Source organism: Gordonia bronchialis DSM 43247, assembly GCF_000024785.1.
Taxonomy (GTDB): Bacteria; Actinomycetota; Actinomycetes; order Mycobacteriales; family Mycobacteriaceae; genus Gordonia; species Gordonia bronchialis.
Map to the genome: position 1 here is coordinate 4592842 of NC_013441.1, position 19654 is coordinate 4612495.

Below are 19654 nucleotides of genomic sequence, written 5' to 3' on the forward strand. Positions count from 1 at the left end.
ATGTATTCGAGAGACGGGCGGAGGGGGCCGGGGGTGAGCATGAACGAGCAGTCATCGGGCGAGCAGTCGTTGTCGGTGGTTCCGGCGTTGCTCGCCGAGCTCGGTGGGGTGCTCGATCGCCTCGCCGCCGCTGACGTGTCGCAGTGCACCGATGCTGAGTTGGTGGACGTTGCGCGTACCCATGAGCAGTTGATCAACCGGATGTTGTTCGAGGGGGATCGGCAGATCGTGGCTCTCTCGGATCGGGGTGTGCCCCGCGCAATGGGTTACCGCAGTCTGACGAACTTCATGAATGTGGCGTTGCGGGTGTCGGATCCGGGCCGCCGCACAGATCAGATGGAGGCGACGGCCTGTTTCCGCCAGCTGTCCGGGGAGGTGTCCGACCCCAAGTATCCGACGCTGGCTGCCGGGTTTGCCGAAGGGGCGGTCGGCCCGGCGCATGTGCGTAAGGTCGCCGAGATCTTGGACAAGATCCCGCACCGGTTGCCGCACGACCGTAAGGTCGCCGCCGAGAAGACGCTGGCGGAGTTGGCGCGTGAACACACCCCGGCCGAGTTGACCACGCTGGGGATGCGGCTACTGGCCCACCTTGATCCCGATGGTGAGCTGACCGATGCGAAGGATCGGGCACGGCGACGTAATCTGTGGCTCAATCGGCAGGACGCGCAGAAGATGTCGAAGCTGACCGCCAACCTGGACCCGCAGACGCGTGCGTTGCTGGAGATGATGTTGGCGGTGTGGGCCAAACCGGGGATGAACAACCCCGACGACCCGGACTCACCCTCGGGTGGTGAGGACGACGCCGACATCGAGCAGGTCAAGGCCGCCGCCGCCCGCGACTCGCGTTCACAGGCCCAACGCAACCACGATGCGCTCAACGCGCTGTTGACGGCGGTGTTCGCCGACGGGCTGCTCGGCAAGACTCATCGTGGGTTGCCGGTGTCGTTGATCATCAAGGCCAACCTGGCGGATCTGATCCGGGAGTCGGGGTTGGCGACCACCGCGACCGGGTCGGTGATCCCCATCCCCGAGTTGATCGGGCTGGCCGGGCAGATTCAGCCGTACCTGGCGATCTTCGCCGATGCCACCGAGATTCCGCTGTACTTCGGTCGCGGCAAACGACTGGCCACCCTGGCGCAGCGGTTGGCGTCGCTGGCCCGCACCGATGGGGAGGTGTGCTCGGCGCCTGGTTGTGATCAGCCGGCGACCAATGTGGAGATCCATCACGCCGCGCTTGACTACGCCGAGGGCGGCACCACCGACATCGTCGACCTCGCCCCGGCGTGTCCGTTCCACAACCGCCGAGTGGGTCACACGGTCGGGGAGTTCACCACCGGGGTCTACCGCGACGGCCCGCATGCCGGACGGACCTGGTGGCGACGCAACCACCGGCCGGGAGCGCCGCCGAACCCGAAACGACTCAACACACGTCCCGACATCGCGACGCTGTATGAACACAACCTCGGCCGTGTGCGCGAAACGATCCACGGCCCACCCGCCGACGACGGGCCACCGGCGCGCCTACACCTCACCGAGACGATCCACCCCCCGTCCTCGGTCGTCGAAACACGCCTGGCCGCCGAACTCTACCGACTCACCAGCCAATGACGTGGCCGCACCGACGATGGCACCTGAGGCCGCGTCCGTCGACGCAGGGACCGCCTGACGCTCCCCTGAGATCAGGGGGCGTCTGGGCGCGTCCCGAGTTCGCACCCTGGCCTCTGTCCGGAATCCGGTCCTCAGACCACACCACCGGACCAACTCAGATGGTGTCCCCGCACGAAACATCGTGATTGGCGCCCGCGGGTTTCGGGTACCCCCACCCTGGCCCGTATCTGCCACACCGAGGAGACGCCATGCACGAGTCCGATGCCGTGGTGATCGGCGCAGGCCACAACGGCCTCATCGCCGCCATCGCGCTCGCGGACGCCGGATGGGATGTCACTGTCCTCGAAGCGCAGGACCAACCCGGCGGGGCGGTGCGCAGCGCCCAACTCACCCCCGGCTACGTGACCGACCTGTTCAGCGCGTTCTATCCGCTGACGCAGGCGTCCCCGGCATTCACTGATCTGGACCTGGACGCACACGGATTGCGCTGGAGCCGTGCGCCCTTGGCGTTCGGACAGCCGGCGGGTCCCGGCGACACGCAGGCTGCGGTGGTCCATCCCGACCCGGCCGATACCGCCGCGCATCTCGCCGGCTTCGACGCGCACGATGGGCGCACCTGGCTGTCTTTGACCGAACAGTGGGCAACGATCCGCGACGGCATCATCGGAACCCTGTTCGGGCCGTTTCCACCGATGCGGGCGGTGACCTCGCTGTTGCGCACAAGCGGAACAGCGGACGCGGTGCGGCTCGCCCGATTCCTGCTGCTACCCGCCAATCGGATGGTGCGCGAACTGTTTCGCAGTGAGCAGGCGCGGCTGCTCATCCTGGGCAACGCCCTGCACGCCGACATTCCCCTCGACGCACCGGGCAGCGGCCTGATGGGCTATCTACTCACGATGCTCGGCCAGGACGTCGGCTTCCCGGTGCCGGTCGGCGGAGCGGGTGAGTTGTCGGCGGCACTCGTCCGGCGATGTGAGGCCGCCGGCGGCGAGGTGATCTGCTCGACGCCCGTCGAGGAAATCGAGGTGCGCAATGGTCGCGCCGTCGGCGTCGTCGACGCCGGCGGGCGGCATTGGCCGGCACGGCGAGCCGTCCTCGCCGACGTCGCGGCACCGACGCTCTACACCCGTCTCCTACCCCCGTCGGTGGTGCCGTCCCGCGTCCTCGATGACCTCGCGCACTTCGCCTGGGACACACCGGTGGTCAAGATCGACTACGCACTCAGCGGCAAGATCCCCTGGCGAAGCGAGAATCTCGGCGGCGCCGGCACCGTCCATCTGGGCGGCGACATGAACGCCCTGGCCCGCGCCGGCGCCGACCTCGAGACCGGACGCATCCCCCGCGATCCGTTCCTACTCTTCGGTCAAATGACCACCGCGGACCCGACCCGTTCACCCGCCGGCACCGAAAGCGCCTGGTCCTACAGTCATCTGCCGCGCGGGGTCACCGACGACGAGGCCGCCCACGAGTTGGCCGAGCGGATGGACGCCGTCCTGTCAGCGCATGCACCCGGTGTGTCATCGCTGATCGTGGACCGGCACCTCCAGACGCCGCGATCCCTGCAGGACTCCGACGCCAATCTGGTGGGCGGCGCGGTGAATGGCGGTACAGCCCAACTATTTCAGCAGCTCATCTTCCGTCCCACCCCGGGACTCGGCGGCGCAAGCACGCCCGTGCGCGATCTGTACCTGTCCAGTGCCGCCGCGCATCCCGGGGGTGGCGTTCACGGGGCCTGCGGAGCCAACGCGGCGCGCGCCGCGCTGGCGGCCCACCGGACACTGCGCCGCCCGACCACCTATCTCACCCGAAAAGCGGTGCAGCGCTTGATGCGCTGACCGTCGAATCCGTGTCATGAGGAGATCAGTATGACTTCAGTACAGCAGCACACCAGCGCGACGCCGGCCCAGGTCTGGTCGGTCCTGTCCAACGGATGGTTGTACGCGACATGGGTGGTGGGTACGTCGCGCATCCGTGACGTCGACCCCGACTGGCCGCAGGCCGGCACCAAGATCCACCATTCCGTCGGCCTGTGGCCGGCACTGCTCAACGACGAGACCGAATCTCTCGAGTCGAAGGCCGGATACCTCGAATTATCCGCGGCGGCATCGCCCTTCGGTCGGGCACGCATTCGACTGACCATCGAGAAGGACGGCGACGGCTCACTCATCACGATGGACGAGTTCGTGGAAACGGCGCCCCTGCGCTGGATTCCGCCGGTCGTGCAGCGCACCGCCATGCGCCCGCGGCTGAACGAATGCCTGCAACGACTGGCGATGCTGGCCGAGCGGAATGCGCGATGAATGGTTGCCGGCCGGGTCGCCACCTCACCTGCTGACCGAGCCGCCACCCCACCTGCCGGTCGAGCCACCACCCCACCTGCCGGCCGAGCCACCATCCCACCTGCTGGTTGAGCCGCGACGGCGAGCGCCAGCGAGCCGACGCGCGTCGAAACCACAAGCACCACAACAATGTCCGCAATCAGAAACAGTCAGTTGGTCACCGACATCGTCGCCTCGCCAGTGGTTTCGATACGGCACGGGCTCGTCCCTCGCTCGTGCCTACTCAACCAGCAAAAGAAGACCCGGACTGCCCCTCGCACGTGTCTACTCAACCAGCAAAAGAAGACCCGGACTGCCCCTCGCGCACGCCTACTCAACCAGGAGAAGGAGCGGGCCATTCAACGCGAGTGCACGAGGTGGCGCCGAAGAGGTTCAGCCCGGGAGGGTTTCACCACCGATGGGGGCCAGCACCTCTCCGGTGTAGTACGACGACAGCTGGTCACTGGCGAAGAAGACGTAGGACGGGGCGATCTGGTCGGGTTGGGCCGCACGCTTCATGGGCACCTGTGCGCCGAAGTCGGCCACTTTGTCCGCCGGCATGGTCGCCGGAATGAGTGGGGTCCAAACCGGTCCCGGTGCAACGCAATTGACCCGGATCTTGCGCTCGAGGAGCGCCTGCGCCAGTGAATAGGTGAGCGCGATGACCGCGCCCTTGGTCGCCGAATAGTCGATCAGTTGTTTGTTCCCGCGAAGACCGTTGATCGATCCGGTGTTGATGATGGCGCCGCCACCGGTGAGGTGCGGCACGGCGGCGCGGGTGACATGAAAGAAGCTGTCGATGTTGACGTCGAAAGTCCGTCGCCACTGGTCGGGTTCGAGGTCGAGGAAGTCGTCCACCGGACTCTGAAAGGCCACGTTGTTGACCAGCAGATCGAGGCCACCAAGATCGTCGACGGTGCGTCGCACCACGTCGGCGCAATGGGACTGATCGGCAAGATCTCCCGGATACGCCCGACCGGACCGACCCTGCTCCTCGATCAGTTCGACGGTGCGCCGGGCGTCGTCATCCTCCTCGAGGTAAGCGATCGCCACGTCGGCGCCCTCCTTCGCGAACGCGACGGCAACCGCACGTCCGATCCCCGAATCACCGCCGGTGACAAGCGCTTTCCGTCCGGCCAGCAGATCGCGGCCGCGATAGTCACGCATCTCGTCGCGGGGCTGATCGGGCATGTCGGCGGTCCGGCCGGGGTAGTCGATTGTCTTTGCTTCGTGTTGCTCGTCGTCAGACATGTGCGTGGTGTACCCGAGGGCGGGTTCGCCAAACTCGCCGGTCTGTGGGTGGGTTGCTCGTCGGGTTGCGGACATGGTCGGGTCGCCGGTGGTTTCGATACGGCACGGGCTCGTTCCTCGCTCGTACCTACTCAACCAGCAACAGAAGAACCCGGCTCGTTACTCGCTCGTGCCTACTCAACCAGCACCAGAAGAACCCCGCTCGTACCTCGCCCGTGCCTACTCAACCAGCAACAGAAGAACCCGACTCGTTCCTCGCTCGCGCCTACTCAACCAGCAAGTGGAAGACGCCGGCTCGTACCTCTCAGGTAGTTGGCGCGTCGTCGTCGACGGTCAGTTGCTCCCGCAAGGTCTCCAGGGTGCGCGAGAGGAGCCGGGACACGTGCATCTGTGAGATACCGACCCGTGCCGCGATCTCGCTCTGCGACATCGCATGGAAGAAGCGCAGGGTCACGATCTCACGTTCACGGTCGGGCAGCTGGTCGAGCACCGGGCGCAGGGTCACGAACTCGTCGATCTGGGCCAGTCGAGCGTCATCGTCGCCGAGGGTGTCACGGATCGAACGACCGTCGTCGTCCTCTGGCGTGGCGTCGATGGAACGCGCCTGGTAGGCCGATCGCGCCAGCAGACCGTCGATAACCTCGTCGACGGGCAGACCGAGATGGGCGGCGAGCTCACTCGGCCGCGGGGAGCGGCCGAGTCGCTGCACCAGTTCGTCGGTGGCCTTGCCGATGCTCAGGGAGGTTTCCTTGGCACGCCGCGGCACCCGGATAGCCCACATGCTGTCCCGAAAATGCCGGCGCACCTCGCCCATCACGGTCGGCACCGCGAACGACAGGAAGCTGTCGCCGCGCTCGCCGTCGAACCGGTCCACCGCGTTGACCACCCCGATGCGCGCGACCTGCAGCAGATCGTCGAAGGGCTCACCGCGATCGCTGAATCGCCAGGCGACGTGTTCGGCCAGCGGCAGACATCGTTCGATGATGTTGTCGCGCTTCTTTGCGTGGGCCGCCGCGTCGGTCTCCGCCGACAGTTCGCGCAGAGCGGCCACCACGTCGGCGTAATCGTCGCCGTGCCGCGCACCGGTTCCACGTGACGCGTCGGTGCGCGATGGTGGGCGGGTCGTCGGGGGCAAACGGCGCTCCGTTCGGGTGCGGGGGTGGGCGAAACGGTCGGTGGAACCGACGCTACCGACTACCCGGGCCTGCGTGTTTCCAAACTCCCCTTGTAGACCCGGCCACAGGTCCGTACGTTTGAGTCAGGCGGTTCAGTCAATAGCTGCATGCGGACGGGCCGGTTCACACGGCCCCGTCGCACTCGTCCATCCTCGAGCGAGACGGACATGCACATGAGTCTTGACACCCATATTTCTCAGTTCCTCGACGCACTTTCTGACGCACCGAGGTCGGCACAACCACCGAGCAGAGCGTCGGCGCCTACCATGACCGCGAGCAAACCCTATTGCCTGCAACGGTTTTCCGGCGAGATCGACATGCGCAACACCATCGACTTCGCTGCGGTGCTCGATCGGATTCTCGTCGAGCCACACGATCGCATCGTCATCGACATGACGTGTGTGGACTTCGCCGGAACCTCGGCGCTCACCGTTCTGACCCAGTTCTGTGCGGCTGCCACCGAGAGTTCGACGCGGGTCGTCGTGGCCTGCGGACGGGCCGTCGCCCGCCCGATCGAGGCGTGCGGACTCGGCCCGATCGAAACCTACGACTCCGTCGACGCCGCCATCCGGGCCATCAGCACACCCTGATCCGCGCCGCTCACAAGGCGGTACGACGCTTGGCGAACCGGACGGTGACACGCCGGTCTCCACCTGAATCCACGTAGGTGAGGGTCTGCGTATCGGTGACGGTCTCCACGACACGCCAGCCGAACCCGGCGGTGTCCAGGTCGAGTCCGGTGCTGGTGCTGCCCTCGATCTGGCCCACCATGCCCAGCCGTCCGGGTCGGATCGTGACGGTCAGCCGCCGACCGGCTTCGGAGACGGCGATGAGCTGCGAGCAGATCTCGTCGACCCCGAGCTTGACGTCGGCGACGTCGTCGACGGTCCAATCGTCGAAGTAGAGGGTGCTCTCGACCACGGCGCGAATGATGGGCAGACGATCGGACTGCGCAGCCACCGACAGTTCCACCGGCGACTCCGCCGACTCCAGGAACTCGTCGATGAGCTGCTGCTCAACGGCGATGTCGTGCTCGACCATGGGTACCTCCTCGCGATCTGCTCGTCGCATCGTTGAACTGATACCCGCATTGCGTCGAAGTGAAACACACCTGTTGTTTGCGGTGCGTGTTGTCTCGCTCCGGTCACGCGGGTTTGAAACCGGGACGGTCCGGGAACCCGCCACCGGACGTCACCTTCTAGATGGGAGGCCCGCATGGGTCACTTCACCGGAACCGCACCGACCGGCGCCGACGAGGCTCCGACGCCCGGCACCCCTGCCGTGGGCGTCCTGACGCGCCGACCGGGGACCGATGTGTATCAGCCGCAGGAGGATTCACACCTCTTGCGCGACGAGCTGCGGGACCACGACGTCAGCGGGGTCCGGGTGGCCGACCTGTGTACCGGAAGCGGCATCCTGGCTCTGGAGGCCGCGCTGCTGGGTGCGCGGTCTGTGCTGGCGGTCGATTCGTGTCCCGCGGCGGTGACCGCCGCCGCGACGCTCTGTCTCGACGCGCCCTGCCCGGTTCAGGTGGAACTCGACGACGTCACCGCGCTCACGGGCTACGGCCTGTTCGACTTCCTGACCTGCAATCCGCCCTACGTCCCCACCCCTGCGGACCCCGCCGAGGTGCGCGCCGCCGGGCCATCGCACGCCTGGGATGCGGGCACCGACGGCCGAGACGTCATCGACCGTCTGTGCGCGACCGCACCAGCGCTGCTCTCCCCCGGCGGCACCATGCTGCTGGTGCAATCGGAGTTCACCGGCGTGACCGCGACCCTCGACGCGCTGCGTCGGGCCGGTCTGTCCGCCGAGGTCGCGCGCACCCGGTACATCCCCTTCGGGCCGGTCCTCACCAGCCGCGCCACCTGGTTGGAGACCACCGGGCTTCTCGAATCGGGGCGACGCGTCGAAGAACTGGTGGTCATCCGCGCGGACAAGCCAGGGACAGGAATCCGACGATGACCCGCTCCGACGAACCTCTCCGGGTACGGATGGTCCGTGGCGGCCCCACGCTCGTCCCTGGTCCCGTCGACATCGAACTGCCCGACGGCTCCCACGTGGCATCCGACCGGTTCATGGTGGCGCTGTGCTCGTGCGGGCGCAGTAAGCGATATCCGTTGTGCGACACCAGCCATCGGCGACGGAGGCGGGACAGCGCTAATTGAGTTCGGGCCAATTGAGTTCGGGCCGATTGAGTTCGGCCGGCGGGGCGGTCAGGGAGCGGAGACGGTACCCCAGCCTGACTGCAGGCCGCGGTCAAAGGCGTCTTCGACGACCAGGAAGCCGCGGATGCCGAAGACTATGTCGCTTTCCAGCTCGGGTTCGGTGGCCACCAGTTCGCCGACGACGTCGGTGCGCAGGACCTGCTCGTGTACGGCGTCGGCCTCGATGTGCTCGCGGTAGAAGTGCCTGCACGGCTCGGGGGCGTCGAGACGTTCGAGCCCGACGAGCAGTCGCGCCGACCCCGGCGACGACGTGATCTCGGTGGCCGCCAGATGCCCGACGGTGGCGCCGCGCAGGGCCCGGTGCAGGCCGAAGCAGGACATCAGGTTGACCGGCGCCAGCGCCCACCCCGGAGCGGCGTCGAGGTAGCCGAGGTTGGTCGAATCGAGTCCGGCCGCGTCGAGGAGATCGGCGTAGAGCTCTTGGTGCACCGCGTCGCCGCGCCCGCCGCCGAACTCGTCGAACTCCACCGCCACGAAGGCTGCCTTGGACGTGCGGCGCAGTCGCGGGATGGCCCACGCATGCGGGTCGGCCTCTTTGAGGTGATACAGCGAGCGCATCCGGAAGTAGTCGCCGAACTGTTCCCAGGTTCCGTTGTCGCGCAGGTGAAATGAGGCACCATCACCGTCAACGGGTTCGGTGCTGAGTTCGGCCATCTCATGGGCTGCGCTGCCGGGTTCGCCGAGTGCGTCGACGTCGTCGCGCACCGCGGCCACAAAGGCCCGCTCGAGTTCGCGCCGGAAGGCGAGGATGTCCGGGTCCCATTCGCGGTCGTCGTCGACGCCGACGAACCCCGCGTAGTGCAGTTCGTAGGCGGTGTAGAGGGCGAGTTGCAGATCGTCGCCGTACGGGTCGGCGTCGGCCACCTCGCGTACCGTCCCGATCGGTGTGCCGTGGGTGAGCGCGTCGATCAGCCGTTCCGACAGCGGACCACGTGCCGTGGGCATGGTGGCCTGCGTGGTGGGCGGGCGGGTGGTGGCGTGCATGACGGTCCTTCGCTGTTCGGCGACGTGCTTCATCGGCTATCGGTATACCCACGGACACTGCGACCAAACCTCGTCACTGCACAGACGCCACCCCGCTCACTCCAGGTGATCGGCCTCCACGATCCGCCGGGCGACGTCGACGATGGGAACATTCGATTCCTGCGACAGCTGACGCAGAATCCCGAAGGCCCGCCCGGCGTCGGTATCGTAGCGCTCCATGATCATGCCCTTGGCCTGTCCGATGATGTCGCGGGAGGCGAGGGCGACACGGAACTGCTGTCCGCGGCGCGCGCCGGACAGTGCGATCGCGGCGTGCGCGGCCAGCCCCATGGCGACCTCGGTGACGGCCTCGTCAAAGGCCTCCGGTTTCTCAGAGTGCAGGTTGAGTGCGCCGAGTTCTACGTCGTTGACGACGAGCTGTATCGCCAGCGAGGAGCGGACCGGGGTCTGCTCTCCGACGGCGCGTACGAAGGCCGGCCAGCGGGTTTCGGTCAGTACGTCGGGGACGTACACCGTCTCTTCGGTCCAGATCGCCTCGAAACACGGCCCGTCACCGAAGTGGTGCTGCAGGTCGTCGATCTGTCGCGGAATCGGGCCGGTCTCGGCGGTTGATTCGAGTTCAGGGGGCGTCGAGCGGTGCCGCCTGCGGACCAGGGTGACGCCCGCATGATCGACACCCGGGATCAGTTCGACGGCCGCCTGGGTCACCTGACTCAACACGTCGTCGGGTGCAACCGAGACCTCTGAGGAGCCGTGCATGTCGCGGGCCAGACGCGCGATGGCGGCATGCAGCGTCGCGACCGACGGGGACACTTCGTCGGGTTCCTTGGCACTGGGTTCCTTGGCGCTCACTCGTCAACCACTCCTCGAGATCGGCTTAGGCGACTACGCCTTCCATCGTTCCAGACTCATGGCGGACCGGCAGGCACACCGACGTCGGGCTCGGGTCCCATGCCGCGGCCGGTGTTTGGCGCCGACACAGACGGGTATGCGTGGTCGAGGACGAAACCGAGAACACGATTGCCGCAGAGAGAGGTGCCTGTGGGTGTCGACGGACTCTCGGTCAGGAGCACCCGGCACCACGGTGTGACGGTGCTGCACATTGTCGGTCAGCTGAACTCCGCGACGTACCTGACCATCCGTAATGCGATCGCGGCAACCGCGACCGAGACGACCGGAGCAGTGGTCGTGGACGCGCGATCGATGCGCGCCGCGTCGGATTCGGCGTGGACCGCGCTGAGCAGCGCGGCCTGGCTGGTCCGTGATTGGCCCGATGTGCCGGTCACCGTGGTCGCCGACGACGCTGCGCGACATCAGCTCGACACCGTCGGGGTGACCCGCCACATCGCCGTCTACGACGACCTCGCGACCGCGCTGGACTCGGTGCGCGCCGAGAACATGCCCGTGCGCGTCACTCACCGGGCCCGGCACGTGGTTCCACGTGGCATCGCGATGCCCATCGGCGCGGCCCGGCATTTCGTGGCCTCGACACTGCGCGACTGGCGTCGGCCACGGTACGTGGAACTGGCCCGGATGGTGACGACGGTGCTGGTCAGCAACGTCATCGAGCACACGCGTGACGACCCGGTGGTCCGAGTCGAATTGCACACGCCGGCACGGCTGGTGGTAGCGGTCGGCGACCACGATCCGCATCTCCCCGCGGTGACCGAGGACCGGCACGGTCACGTCCCGATCGCGTCGGGCCTGGCACTGCTGACGTCGTTGTCGCATCACTGGGGATGTACCCCCACCGGGTCGGGTAAGACGGTATGGGCGGTGGCCGGTGACCGTGAGGTCGAGCGGTTCCGCTGAACCTCCGACAACAGCGGGCCGAGGCGGCCGCATACTCGAGGCCGACTGCGTCGGCTGAGAAGAAACTGAGTCGAGCACCCATCCGTTCGGGCATCGCGCCCGAACAACCGGCATGAATCACACAACCCGTCCTCCTGTCCGACGCTGGATTGCCGCGCTGGTCTGCGTCTTCGGCGCACTCGGTACGAGCGTCGCGCTCAACGCGGCACCCGCATCAGCCGCCCCCGGATGCCCCGACGTGCAGGTGATCTTCGCGCGTGGCACCGTCGAACCGGCACCGCCGGTCGGCCTGACCGGGCTCGCGTACGCGGAGGCGCTGCGTTCCCAGCTGCCCGGCCGGTCGGTCGCGGTGAAGGGTGTCGACTATGCGGCGAGCGACCAGTTCAACAACCGCGTGAAGTTCGTCCGCAGCGTCGCCGACGGTGTCCGCGCGGCCCAGCGTGAGGTGACCACGACCGCCCGGAACTGCCCGAACACCCGGATCGCACTCGGCGGGTACTCGCAGGGTGCGGTGGTTGCCGGATATGCGACGAGCGGCAAGATCGCCATCCCCGATCGCTACCGCCAGTACGAGTCGGAGGTGCCACCGCCGCTGCCCGCGAGCGTCACCCGGCACATCGCCGCGATCGTCCTGTTCGGCGCACCGTCGGACCGCTTCATCACCGACATCGGCGCGCCGCCGGTGCGGGTCGGAGCGCCCTACGCCGGCCGCACGGTGAAGTACTGCATCCCCACCGACACCATCTGCAACGGCGCTCCGGTCGGCGGACCGAACGCCTCGCACGTCCTCTACACGGTCAACGGCATGGCGTTCGACGCCGCGCGGTTCACCGTTCGCCGACTCTGAGCGCAGGCGCGAGGAGCGTCGTGGGGCGGCGTTGTCGACCCTCGTCCGCAAATCGAGTGGCTCAGGGGGCCGGCAGCGGTGGCCACCCGGCCGGGCCATCCGACCCGGCCGGATAGTCGTCGAGCGGAACCTTCTCGTCTGCCCAGGCATCGATGATCGGTGCGACGATGCGCCAGCATTGTTCGGCCGCGTCGCCGCGCACTGCGAGGGTGGCGTCGCCGTCGAGGATCCCGGAGAGCACCTCCGCGTAGGCGTGCACCGATCCGGACCCGAGGTCGGCGCTGAGCTCGGCGGGCTTCAGTTCGAACGGATGGGTGCCGTTGTGCACGTCGATGTGCAGCGACATCACGTCCGGGCCGAACCGGAACCGCAACACGTCGGGCGTCGTCTGCCCGCTGAACTGCTCGGGAAGGTGACGGACGGGGCGGAAGGTGAGAGCGATCTCGCGTACGGCCGGCTCCAGCGCCTTGCCCGAGCGCAGCGTGAAAGGCACCCCCTGCCAGCGGTCGGTGCGGACCTCGAAGGTGGCCTCGGCCAGTGTCTCGGTGTTGCGGGCGGGGTCGACGCCGTCCTCGTCGACGTAGGCGGGCAATCGCTTGCCGTCGATCTCGCCGGCGGTGTAGCGCGCTCGCCGCGACGAGGTGAGTGGGTCGTCGTCCCAGACGTGGGTAGCGCGAAGCGCCGCCGCGGTTGCATCACGCAGATCGCTTTACCCAACGACGCCGGCGGATCCATTGCGACCACGGCGAGCAACTCGAGCAGATGGCTCTGCAGCATGTCCCTGAGCGCGCCGGACTTGTCGTAGTAGCCGGCTCGGCCCTCGAGGCCCAGCGTCTCGTCGTAGCGGATCACCACCGACTCGACGTGCTCGGCCGACCACACCGGCTCGAAGACGCGATTGGCGAATCGCACGCCGAACAGGTCGAGCAGAATCGACTGTCCCAGAAAGTGATCCACCCGGAACACCTGATTCTCCGGGACCAGGGCTGTGAGCAACTCGTTGAACTCGCGTGCGCTGGCCTCATCGGTGCCGAACGGCTTCTCCGGCGCGAGGATGGTTCCGTCGGGGATCTCGACGTCGCGCATCGCCTGGCACGACGTCTGGGCCACCGCGGGTGGCACGGCGAAGTAGAGCACCGCGCGGCCCTGCGTGGCGTCGAAGACCGTGCGCAGCCCGTCGGCCGCGGTGATGTCGGCCCGCAGGTAGGAGGTCGCATCGGCGAGTGACCGCGCGGTGGGCCCCGCGTCGTCGCCGAAGGCGTCACGCACGGTGGTGCGCCAATCGTCGCCGGACATCTCGCGCCGCCCCACGCCGACGAGACGCACCTCGCGGTCGGGTTCGAGGGTGAGCAACTGTCCGAGTGCCGGCAACAGCAGCCGAGCGGTCAGGTCGCCGGTGGCACCACAGATGAACAGCGTCGTCGTCTCGGCCATATCCGACGGTAGCCCCGATTCACTGCACCGAGCCACCACCGAATCACAGCCTCATATCGCGTTGGGCCACAATCGGACAGATGAGCACTCCCATCGCGGACTACGCCATCGTCGGCGATTGCCGCACCGCCGCGCTGATCTCACGTTCGGGCGACGTGGACTGGCTGTGCCTGCCGCGATTCGACTCGGCGTCGATCTTCGGTGCGCTGCTCGGCACGCACGAGCACGGCAGCTGGCGGCTGGCGCCGCTCGACCCGGATGCCCGCGCCACCCGCCGATATGACGGCGACACCCTCATCCTGGTGACCCGCTGGGAGACCTCGACCGGGGTGGCCGAGGTACGCGAGTTCATGCCCATCGACGGGGGCAGCGTCGATCTCATCCGACGGGTCGTCGGCATCTCGGGGCACGTCGAGTTCGGCACCGCACTGCGCATGCGCTTCGACTACGCCCGCGCGGTGCCGTGGGTGCGGCAGGTCGGAGATGACCGCGGGCCGGCGCTGCGTGCGATCGCCGGCCCCGACGCCGTCATCGTGCGTGGCGTCGAACTGCACGCCGACGGCACCGTGCATCGCGGCCAGTTCACCGTGGAGCCCAGCATCACCGTCGACCTGACGCTCAGCTGGTATCACTCGTATCGAACCGAGCCGAAACCGATCGACGTCGGCGCCGTCCTCGAGCACACCGGGCGATGGTGGACGACGTGGGCGAGCCGCATCGATCACAGCGGGCCGCATCACGACGAGGTGGTGCGGTCGTTGGTGGTGCTACGCGCCCTGAGCAACCTCGACACCGGCGGCATCGTCGCCGCCGCCACCACCCCACTGCCCGAACAGTTCGGCGGATCGCGCAATTGGGACTACCGCTACGTCTGGCTGCGGGACGCCTCACTGACGCTCGAAGTCCTTGTCCGACACGGCTTTCTGCACGTCGCCGAACACTGGCGGATGTGGTTGCTACGCGGGATCGCCGGGAAGTCCGACGAACTGCAGATCATGTACGGCATCGCCGGTGAACGCGACCTGCCCGAACGCGAACTGACCAGTCTCCCCGGCTACGACGGCGCGGCACCGGTCCGGGTGGGCAACGGCGCCGTCGACCAGTACCAGGGCGACGTGGTCGGCGAGGTGATGGTGGGCCTCGAAGCCGCGCGCGACGCCGGGCTCGCCGAGACCTCGTTGTCGTGGTCACTGCAGAAGTCGTTGCTGGAGTTGGTGGAGTCGCGGATGGAGCGGCCCGACAACGGGATCTGGGAGATCCGCGGGGAACCCCGGATGTTCACCCAGTCGCGGGCGATGATCTGGGCGGCCTTCGATCGTGGGGTGCGCGCGGTGGAGACCTGGGGGCTGGAGGGTTCGGTCGACCACTGGCGTGAGCTGCGCGACCGGATACGCGACGAGATCGACTCCGACGGCGTCGACCCGCATACCGGGCGGTTCGTCCAGTACGCGGGTACCGACGAGGTGGATGCGTCGTTGTTGCTGCTGCCCCAGGTGGGGTTCTGCGCGGCCGACGACCCGCGCATGCTGGCCACCGTCGCCGAGATCGAACGCACCCTGATGCGCGGCGGACTGGTTCACCGCTACCGCACGTCATCGGGCGTCGACGGCCTCGCCGGCGACGAACACCCCTTCCTCGCATGTACGTTCTGGCTGGTCACCCAGTACGCGATGAGCGGACGTCACGACGACGCGCACATGCTCATGGCGCGGGCCTGCACCACCGCCAATGATGTGGGTCTGTTCGCCGAGGAGTACGACGTCGACGGGCACCGGCAGGTGGGCAACACCCCACAGGCGCTTTCGCATCTCGCCGCGGTTCGGGCGGCCGACGCGCTCGGGGCGCATCATGTGAACACCTGACACACCGATCCGGGCGCATCGGCGATGATGGGACCTGATGTCCACGCCGAAGATCGCGCCGACGACCGGGTTCGACCGGCTGTTCCCGGCATCGTGGCGTCGGCTCGACGACACCGATCCGGTGGGACCGCTGTGGCGGGCCGCGCAGATCTTCCGGCTTGCGTCGTTCGCCTACGCCCTGGGGTTCCAGATCGTCATCAACGGCGACCTCGACCGGCCCGGTCTCACCTGGGTGCTGTTCGGCCTGATGACCGCGGCCAACGTGTGGTGGGCGGCCGGGTATCTGATCGGCTTCGGGCGTCGATGGTGGTTCGTCGCCATCGAGGTGGCCGTCTCGGCGGTGCTGATGCTGTCCACGTCCTATGTGGCCGACACGGCCTGGGTGGCGTCGAATCAGACGTGGCCAACCACCTTGTGGATGACCAACGCGGTGTTGTCGTCGGCGCTGGTCGGCGGAGCGATGTGGGGCGTGATTGCGGCTGCCGTGATCGGCGCGGCCAACCTGTACGTCAAGGGCGACATCGTCTGGAACTTCGGACGCAACGCCACTCTGCTACTGCTGCTGATGACCGGACTGGCGGTGGGGCTCGCGGCCTCACGCGCGCGCCTGACCCACCAGCGGATGACAGCCGCGATCCGCGCCGCAGCGCAGGCCACCGAACGCGAACGACTCGCCCGCGAGGTCCACGACGGGGTCCTGCAGGTGCTCGCGCTCGTCGCCCGGCGGGGCACCGAGATCGGTGGCGACGCCGCAGCGCTCGCGCATCTGGCCGCCGAGCAGGAGACGCGCCTTCGCAAACTGATCGCCGCCCAACCCGATTCTGTCCCAACGGAATTCGACGGCGACCGGAAGACCGTCGACCTGGGTGCGCGTCTGCGGGATCTGGGTGACGACGCGACCTCGGTGAGCACGCCGTCGGACCCGGTTCCGGTGCCCGAACCTACGGCCACCGAACTGCTCGCCGTCGTCGCCAACATCCTGGACAACACCCGACACCACGCCGGTGCGGGCGCACGCAGCTTCCTGCTCCTCGAGGACCTCGGTGACGAGGTGGTGATCAGCGTCCGCGACAACGGTGTCGGTATCGCACCCGGCCGGCTCGACGAGGCGCGGGCAGAGGGCAGGATGGGTATCGCGCGGTCGATCGTCGGGCGGGTCGAGGACCTCGGCGGGCGGGCCGCGCTCCAGACCGCCCCGGGGTCGGGGACGGAATGGGAGTTGACGATTCCGGTGCAGGAGGGTCGCCGCTGATGAGTACGCAACCGGTGCGGGTGATGGTGGTCGACGACCACCCGATGTGGCGCGACGGCGTCGCCCGTGACCTCGCCGACGAGGGTTTCGACGTGGTGGCCACCGCCGACGGTGTTCGCGCCGCCACCAGCCGGGCCGCGGCGGTGCGGCCCGACGTGGTGCTCATGGACATGCAGATGCCCGACGGCACCGGCGCCACGGCCACCGCCGAACTGCTCAAGGTGTGCCCCGAGGCGCACGTCCTGGTGCTCTCGGCCTCCGACGAACGCGACGACGTGCTCGACGCGATCAAAGCCGGAGCCACCGGCTATCTGGTGAAGAGCGCCCAGCGCTCCGAGCTGGTCGCGGCGGTCCACGCCACCGCCGACGGGCAGGCGGTGTTCACGCCGGGCCTGGCCGGGCTGGTGCTCGGCGAGTACCGCCGGATCGCCCGCTCCCCGGGCCCCGAGACACCCGTGCTCACCGAGCGCGAAACCCAGGTGTTGCGCGAGGTGGCGAAGGGACTGTCGTCGCGGCAGATCGCCAACCGGCTCGCCATCAGCCCGCGGACCGTCGAGAACCACGTGGGCGCCACGCTGCGCAAACTGCAGCTGGCCAACCGGGTGGAGTTGACGCGGTACGCCATCGAACACGGGCTCGACACAGACTGACCTCGCTGAGAGTCCACCGGGTGTGACACACGGACTCCCGCTTATTGATTTCCTTCCCGCTTATTGGATCCAATCGGCGGGAAGGAAACCAATAAGCGCGAACTCGGGGAGACCCGTCAGACCTGAGCCCGACACCGTGGACGCGACCGCACGGCCCACTACCCAAGCGATCTGGGTAGATCTACACATGTTCGGCGACGACGCAGAACCGACGCTGGAGTACATGACTGCCACCAACCCACTCGACGCCACACCGGCCGGCGCGCTGGACCGGATTCGCGGGGAGTTCGCCGACATCAGCCGCCGCATGACGACGGTGTCCACCGAGCTCACCGAGCTGCAGAGACTCATCACCGCCCCCGCACCCGCCGTACCCGGTCCGCCACCACCGCCCTCAACCCCATACCCCTCGACCCCATATCCCTCGACCACTGCGGGCTTCGTCCCGCCGAACGTCGTGTCAACACCTCGCCACGTGCCACCGGTGCCGCCGCAACCCCGCCTGTTCCCGGCGACCGCCGCGCACCCGTACCCCGGCCCGCCCGCACACCTCCCCCCACGTCCATATGCACCGCCGTTCACTCCGGTTCCGGCGCCGCGCAAGCCGTCCACCCCGCTGTCCGAGCGGATCGCGGCCGCCACCGAACGCGGACTGATCGGCAAGATCCTCGCCGGTGTGGGCGTGGCCATCACGCTCATCGGCGTGGTGCTGCTCCTGGTCCTGGCCGCCCAGGCCGGCGTGCTGCGCCCAGAGATCCGGGTCGCCGGTGGCGCCGTGCTCGCGGCCGTGTTGTTCGGACTCGGCGTGTGGCTCGGCGGTAAACCCGAGAAGCGCTCCGGCGCATCGGCTCTCGTCGCCACCGGAGTGGCCGCCGCCCTGTTCGACGTCCTCGCCGCAACGGCGATCTACCACTGGCTGCCCGCCTACGCTGCGATAGTCGTGGCCGCGGTGATCGCCGCGGGTGGGCTGAGGGTCGCGCACGTGTGGAGCAGTCAGGCCCTCGGTCTGATGGTCAGCATCCCGCTGATGGCCCTCGCACCGTTCCTCACCGGCGGAGCCGACGAACTGCTGATCGGATTCCTGCTGGTGTACGTGGCTGCGACATTGTGGATTCAATTGGGCCGCAATTGGATTGCCATGCACGCGGTCAACACCGCGGCGTCCACGCTCCCGCTGCTCTTCGTGGTGGTGTTCACTCCCGAGGTCGACCGCTGGTTCTTCACGGTCGCCGTGGTCACGAATGTCGTTCTGGCCGTGGGTTCGTCGATCGCACTCATGCCGTCATCGAGGGAACCCATCGTCGCGGCGCTGATCGCCGCGGTCTCGATCATCCCGATGATCGGGGCCGCCAACGTCACCGGCGAGATCGTCGCAGCGTCGATCCTCGGCGGCATCACCGTCGTACTCGTGCTCATCGCTCTCGCCGGCGCCGGGCTGCCCGGGGTCAACCGGGAGGTCCGCGTGGTCTGGCTCTCGAGCGCCGCCGTCACCGCACTCACCGCGGCCGGCACCGTCCTGGACGGCTTCGGCATGAGCGTCGCCGTCGCCGGAATCGCCGTCGTCACTGGAATCGCCGCCGTCACCGCGGTGACGTCGGTGTCCGCCAAGGACCTCGGGGTGCCGCTGCGGATCATCGCGACGGTGTTCACCGGCCTTGCACTGCTGTCCACCGCCGCCTCCGGATCGCTGGCCCAGTTGTTCGTCGTCGACGCCCTACCGACCTCCGAGCAAGTGCTGCTGCTGGTGGTCGTGGCGCTCACCCTGGCCGCCGTCGCCGTGCTCACCTACACGTGGGGACAGGCCGCGGGTCACCAGCAGCAGACCATCGCGATCGTCGGCAGTCTGTTCGCGCTGTGGCTGGTCACGCTGGGCTGCGTGGGGCTCGGCACGCTCATCGGTGCGGGCACCGACGCCGGTATCCGGGGCGGTCACGCGGCCGCCACCATCGTCTGGGTGCTGGCTGCCGCCGTCGGTCTGCTGTGGGCCCGCCGGCAGCGAGGTGGTTCACGCGCCGTCACCCTGACCGCGAGCTTGGCGGTCATCGCCGCCGCCGTGGCCAAACTGTTCCTCTTCGACCTGGCTGCACTCGACGGCGTGTTCCGGGTGATCGCGTTCATCGTCGTCGGATTGCTGCTGCTCTCGCTGGGTGTGGCCTATGCGCAGTCGCTGAGCTCCGACGAGCGGGACGGCCACCCGGTCGCCGCCCCCCTGACCCGACACAACTGACACCCC

The 19654-nt window shown here is 68.0% G+C and carries 18 protein-coding genes and 1 pseudogene; 12 read left to right on the forward strand and 7 right to left on the reverse strand.

What is annotated here, in order from left to right; all coding sequences use genetic code 11:
* Positions 1–39 precede the first annotated feature (39 nt).
* From GBRO_RS21305 to GBRO_RS21315, 3 genes are all read left to right on the forward strand, one after another.
* Complete coding sequence (locus GBRO_RS21305) at positions 40–1608, forward strand: HNH endonuclease signature motif containing protein (RefSeq protein WP_041920021.1); 1569 nt, start codon at positions 40–42, stop codon at positions 1606–1608.
* Positions 1609–1856: 248 nt separating this feature from the next.
* Positions 1857–3443, forward strand: a complete 1587-nt coding sequence (locus GBRO_RS21310) for a phytoene desaturase family protein (RefSeq protein WP_012835924.1) — start codon at positions 1857–1859, stop codon at positions 3441–3443.
* A 30-nt stretch (positions 3444–3473) separates the two neighbouring features.
* On the forward strand, positions 3474–3908 hold the full coding sequence (locus GBRO_RS21315) for an SRPBCC family protein (RefSeq protein WP_012835925.1): 435 nt from the start codon (positions 3474–3476) through the stop codon (positions 3906–3908).
* A 411-nt stretch (positions 3909–4319) separates the two neighbouring features.
* Here the strand turns inward: GBRO_RS21315 and GBRO_RS21320 are convergent, their stop codons facing one another.
* Complete coding sequence (locus GBRO_RS21320; protein ID WP_012835926.1) at positions 4320–5177, reverse strand: SDR family oxidoreductase; 858 nt, start codon at positions 5175–5177, stop codon at positions 4320–4322.
* 304 nt (positions 5178–5481) lie between these two features.
* A complete protein-coding gene (locus GBRO_RS21325) occupies positions 5482–6312 on the reverse strand; it encodes a SigB/SigF/SigG family RNA polymerase sigma factor (protein ID WP_012835927.1) in 831 nt (276 codons plus the stop codon).
* A gap of 306 nt (positions 6313–6618) precedes the next feature.
* On the opposite strand from GBRO_RS21325, the gene GBRO_RS21330 reads away from it, so the two are divergent.
* On the forward strand, positions 6619–6942 hold the full coding sequence (locus tag GBRO_RS21330; RefSeq protein WP_012835928.1) for an STAS domain-containing protein: 324 nt from the start codon (positions 6619–6621) through the stop codon (positions 6940–6942).
* A gap of 10 nt (positions 6943–6952) precedes the next feature.
* On the opposite strand, the gene GBRO_RS21335 is transcribed toward GBRO_RS21330, so the two are convergent.
* Positions 6953–7393 (reverse strand): hypothetical protein, encoded by a 441-nt coding sequence (locus GBRO_RS21335; protein ID WP_012835929.1) that lies wholly within the window; start codon positions 7391–7393, stop codon positions 6953–6955.
* 174 nt (positions 7394–7567) lie between these two features.
* Here GBRO_RS21335 and GBRO_RS21340 point away from each other — a divergent pair, with 174 nt between their 5' ends.
* Both GBRO_RS21340 and GBRO_RS25515 read left to right on the forward strand, forming a co-directional pair.
* Positions 7568–8317, forward strand: coding sequence for a methyltransferase (locus tag GBRO_RS21340; RefSeq protein ID WP_012835930.1), 750 nt, complete (start codon positions 7568–7570; stop codon positions 8315–8317).
* Positions 8314–8520 carry a CDGSH iron-sulfur domain-containing protein gene (locus GBRO_RS25515; protein WP_012835931.1) on the forward strand — a complete coding sequence of 69 codons (207 nt, stop codon included), beginning with the start codon at positions 8314–8316 and terminating at the stop codon, positions 8518–8520. Before GBRO_RS21340 ends, GBRO_RS25515 begins: the two co-directional genes overlap by 4 nt.
* 48 nt (positions 8521–8568) lie before the next feature.
* Here the strand turns inward: GBRO_RS25515 and GBRO_RS21345 are convergent, their stop codons facing one another.
* Together GBRO_RS21345 and GBRO_RS21350 are read right to left on the reverse strand one after the other, a co-directional pair.
* Positions 8569–9564 carry an iron-containing redox enzyme family protein gene (locus GBRO_RS21345; RefSeq protein ID WP_012835932.1) on the reverse strand — a complete coding sequence of 332 codons (996 nt, stop codon included), beginning with the start codon at positions 9562–9564 and terminating at the stop codon, positions 8569–8571.
* A gap of 96 nt (positions 9565–9660) precedes the next feature.
* Positions 9661–10416: a GAF and ANTAR domain-containing protein gene (locus GBRO_RS21350; protein WP_012835933.1), complete on the reverse strand. Its 756-nt coding sequence runs from the start codon at positions 10414–10416 to the stop codon at positions 9661–9663.
* A gap of 240 nt (positions 10417–10656) precedes the next feature.
* On the opposite strand from GBRO_RS21350, the gene GBRO_RS21355 reads away from it, so the two are divergent.
* Both GBRO_RS21355 and GBRO_RS21360 read left to right on the forward strand, forming a co-directional pair.
* A complete protein-coding gene (locus tag GBRO_RS21355; RefSeq protein WP_147290674.1) occupies positions 10657–11376 on the forward strand; it encodes an ATP-binding protein in 720 nt (239 codons plus the stop codon).
* Between the two features lie 112 nt (positions 11377–11488).
* A complete protein-coding gene (locus tag GBRO_RS21360; protein ID WP_012835935.1) occupies positions 11489–12223 on the forward strand; it encodes a cutinase family protein in 735 nt (244 codons plus the stop codon).
* A gap of 61 nt (positions 12224–12284) precedes the next feature.
* Here GBRO_RS21360 and GBRO_RS27425 read toward each other — a convergent pair whose 3' ends face one another.
* Entirely contained in the window at positions 12285–12926 is a 642-nt protein-coding gene (locus GBRO_RS27425; RefSeq protein ID WP_256596650.1) for a hypothetical protein, read from the reverse strand.
* A 68-nt stretch (positions 12927–12994) separates the two neighbouring features.
* Positions 12995–13657, reverse strand: a pseudogene (locus tag GBRO_RS27430) (glucose-6-phosphate dehydrogenase); the annotation flags it as partial.
* 80 nt (positions 13658–13737) lie between these two features.
* Between GBRO_RS27430 and GBRO_RS21370 the strand changes: the two are divergent.
* From GBRO_RS21370 to GBRO_RS21385, 4 genes are all read left to right on the forward strand, one after another.
* Positions 13738–15519, forward strand: coding sequence for a glycoside hydrolase family 15 protein (locus GBRO_RS21370; protein ID WP_012835936.1), 1782 nt, complete (start codon positions 13738–13740; stop codon positions 15517–15519).
* 37 nt (positions 15520–15556) lie between these two features.
* Positions 15557–16771, forward strand: coding sequence for a MacS family sensor histidine kinase (gene macS, locus GBRO_RS21375; RefSeq protein ID WP_012835937.1), 1215 nt, complete (start codon positions 15557–15559; stop codon positions 16769–16771).
* The gene (locus tag GBRO_RS21380) at positions 16771–17421 is read left to right on the forward strand and encodes a response regulator (protein ID WP_012835938.1); all 651 of its coding nucleotides are present in this window, start codon (positions 16771–16773) and stop codon (positions 17419–17421) included. The genes macS and GBRO_RS21380 overlap by 1 nt, the downstream gene beginning before the upstream one ends.
* A gap of 223 nt (positions 17422–17644) precedes the next feature.
* Positions 17645–19648, forward strand: coding sequence for a DUF2339 domain-containing protein (locus GBRO_RS21385; RefSeq protein WP_041920758.1), 2004 nt, complete (start codon positions 17645–17647; stop codon positions 19646–19648).
* Positions 19649–19654 lie beyond the last annotated feature (6 nt).

Excerpts from the sequence above, each read along its gene's own strand:
- GBRO_RS21305 (WP_041920021.1), top strand. The coding sequence starts at position 40 with ATGAACGAGCAGTCATCGGGCGAGCAGTCGTTGTCGGTGGTTCCGGCG.
- GBRO_RS21310 (WP_012835924.1), top strand. The coding sequence starts at position 1,857 with ATGCACGAGTCCGATGCCGTGGTGATCGGCGCAGGCCACAACGGCCTC.
- GBRO_RS21315 (WP_012835925.1), top strand. The coding sequence starts at position 3,474 with ATGACTTCAGTACAGCAGCACACCAGCGCGACGCCGGCCCAGGTCTGG.
- GBRO_RS21320 (WP_012835926.1), bottom strand. The coding sequence starts at position 5,177 with ATGTCTGACGACGAGCAACACGAAGCAAAGACAATCGACTACCCCGGC.
- GBRO_RS21330 (WP_012835928.1), top strand. The coding sequence starts at position 6,619 with ATGACCGCGAGCAAACCCTATTGCCTGCAACGGTTTTCCGGCGAGATC.
- GBRO_RS21335 (WP_012835929.1), bottom strand. The coding sequence starts at position 7,393 with ATGGTCGAGCACGACATCGCCGTTGAGCAGCAGCTCATCGACGAGTTC.
- GBRO_RS21340 (WP_012835930.1), top strand. The coding sequence starts at position 7,568 with ATGGGTCACTTCACCGGAACCGCACCGACCGGCGCCGACGAGGCTCCG.
- GBRO_RS25515 (WP_012835931.1), top strand. The coding sequence starts at position 8,314 with ATGACCCGCTCCGACGAACCTCTCCGGGTACGGATGGTCCGTGGCGGC.
- GBRO_RS21345 (WP_012835932.1), bottom strand. The coding sequence starts at position 9,564 with ATGCACGCCACCACCCGCCCGCCCACCACGCAGGCCACCATGCCCACG.
- GBRO_RS21360 (WP_012835935.1), top strand. The coding sequence starts at position 11,489 with ATGAATCACACAACCCGTCCTCCTGTCCGACGCTGGATTGCCGCGCTG.
- GBRO_RS21370 (WP_012835936.1), top strand. The coding sequence starts at position 13,738 with ATGAGCACTCCCATCGCGGACTACGCCATCGTCGGCGATTGCCGCACC.
- macS (WP_012835937.1), top strand. The coding sequence starts at position 15,557 with ATGTCCACGCCGAAGATCGCGCCGACGACCGGGTTCGACCGGCTGTTC.
- GBRO_RS21380 (WP_012835938.1), top strand. The coding sequence starts at position 16,771 with ATGAGTACGCAACCGGTGCGGGTGATGGTGGTCGACGACCACCCGATG.
- GBRO_RS21385 (WP_041920758.1), top strand. The coding sequence starts at position 17,645 with ATGACTGCCACCAACCCACTCGACGCCACACCGGCCGGCGCGCTGGAC.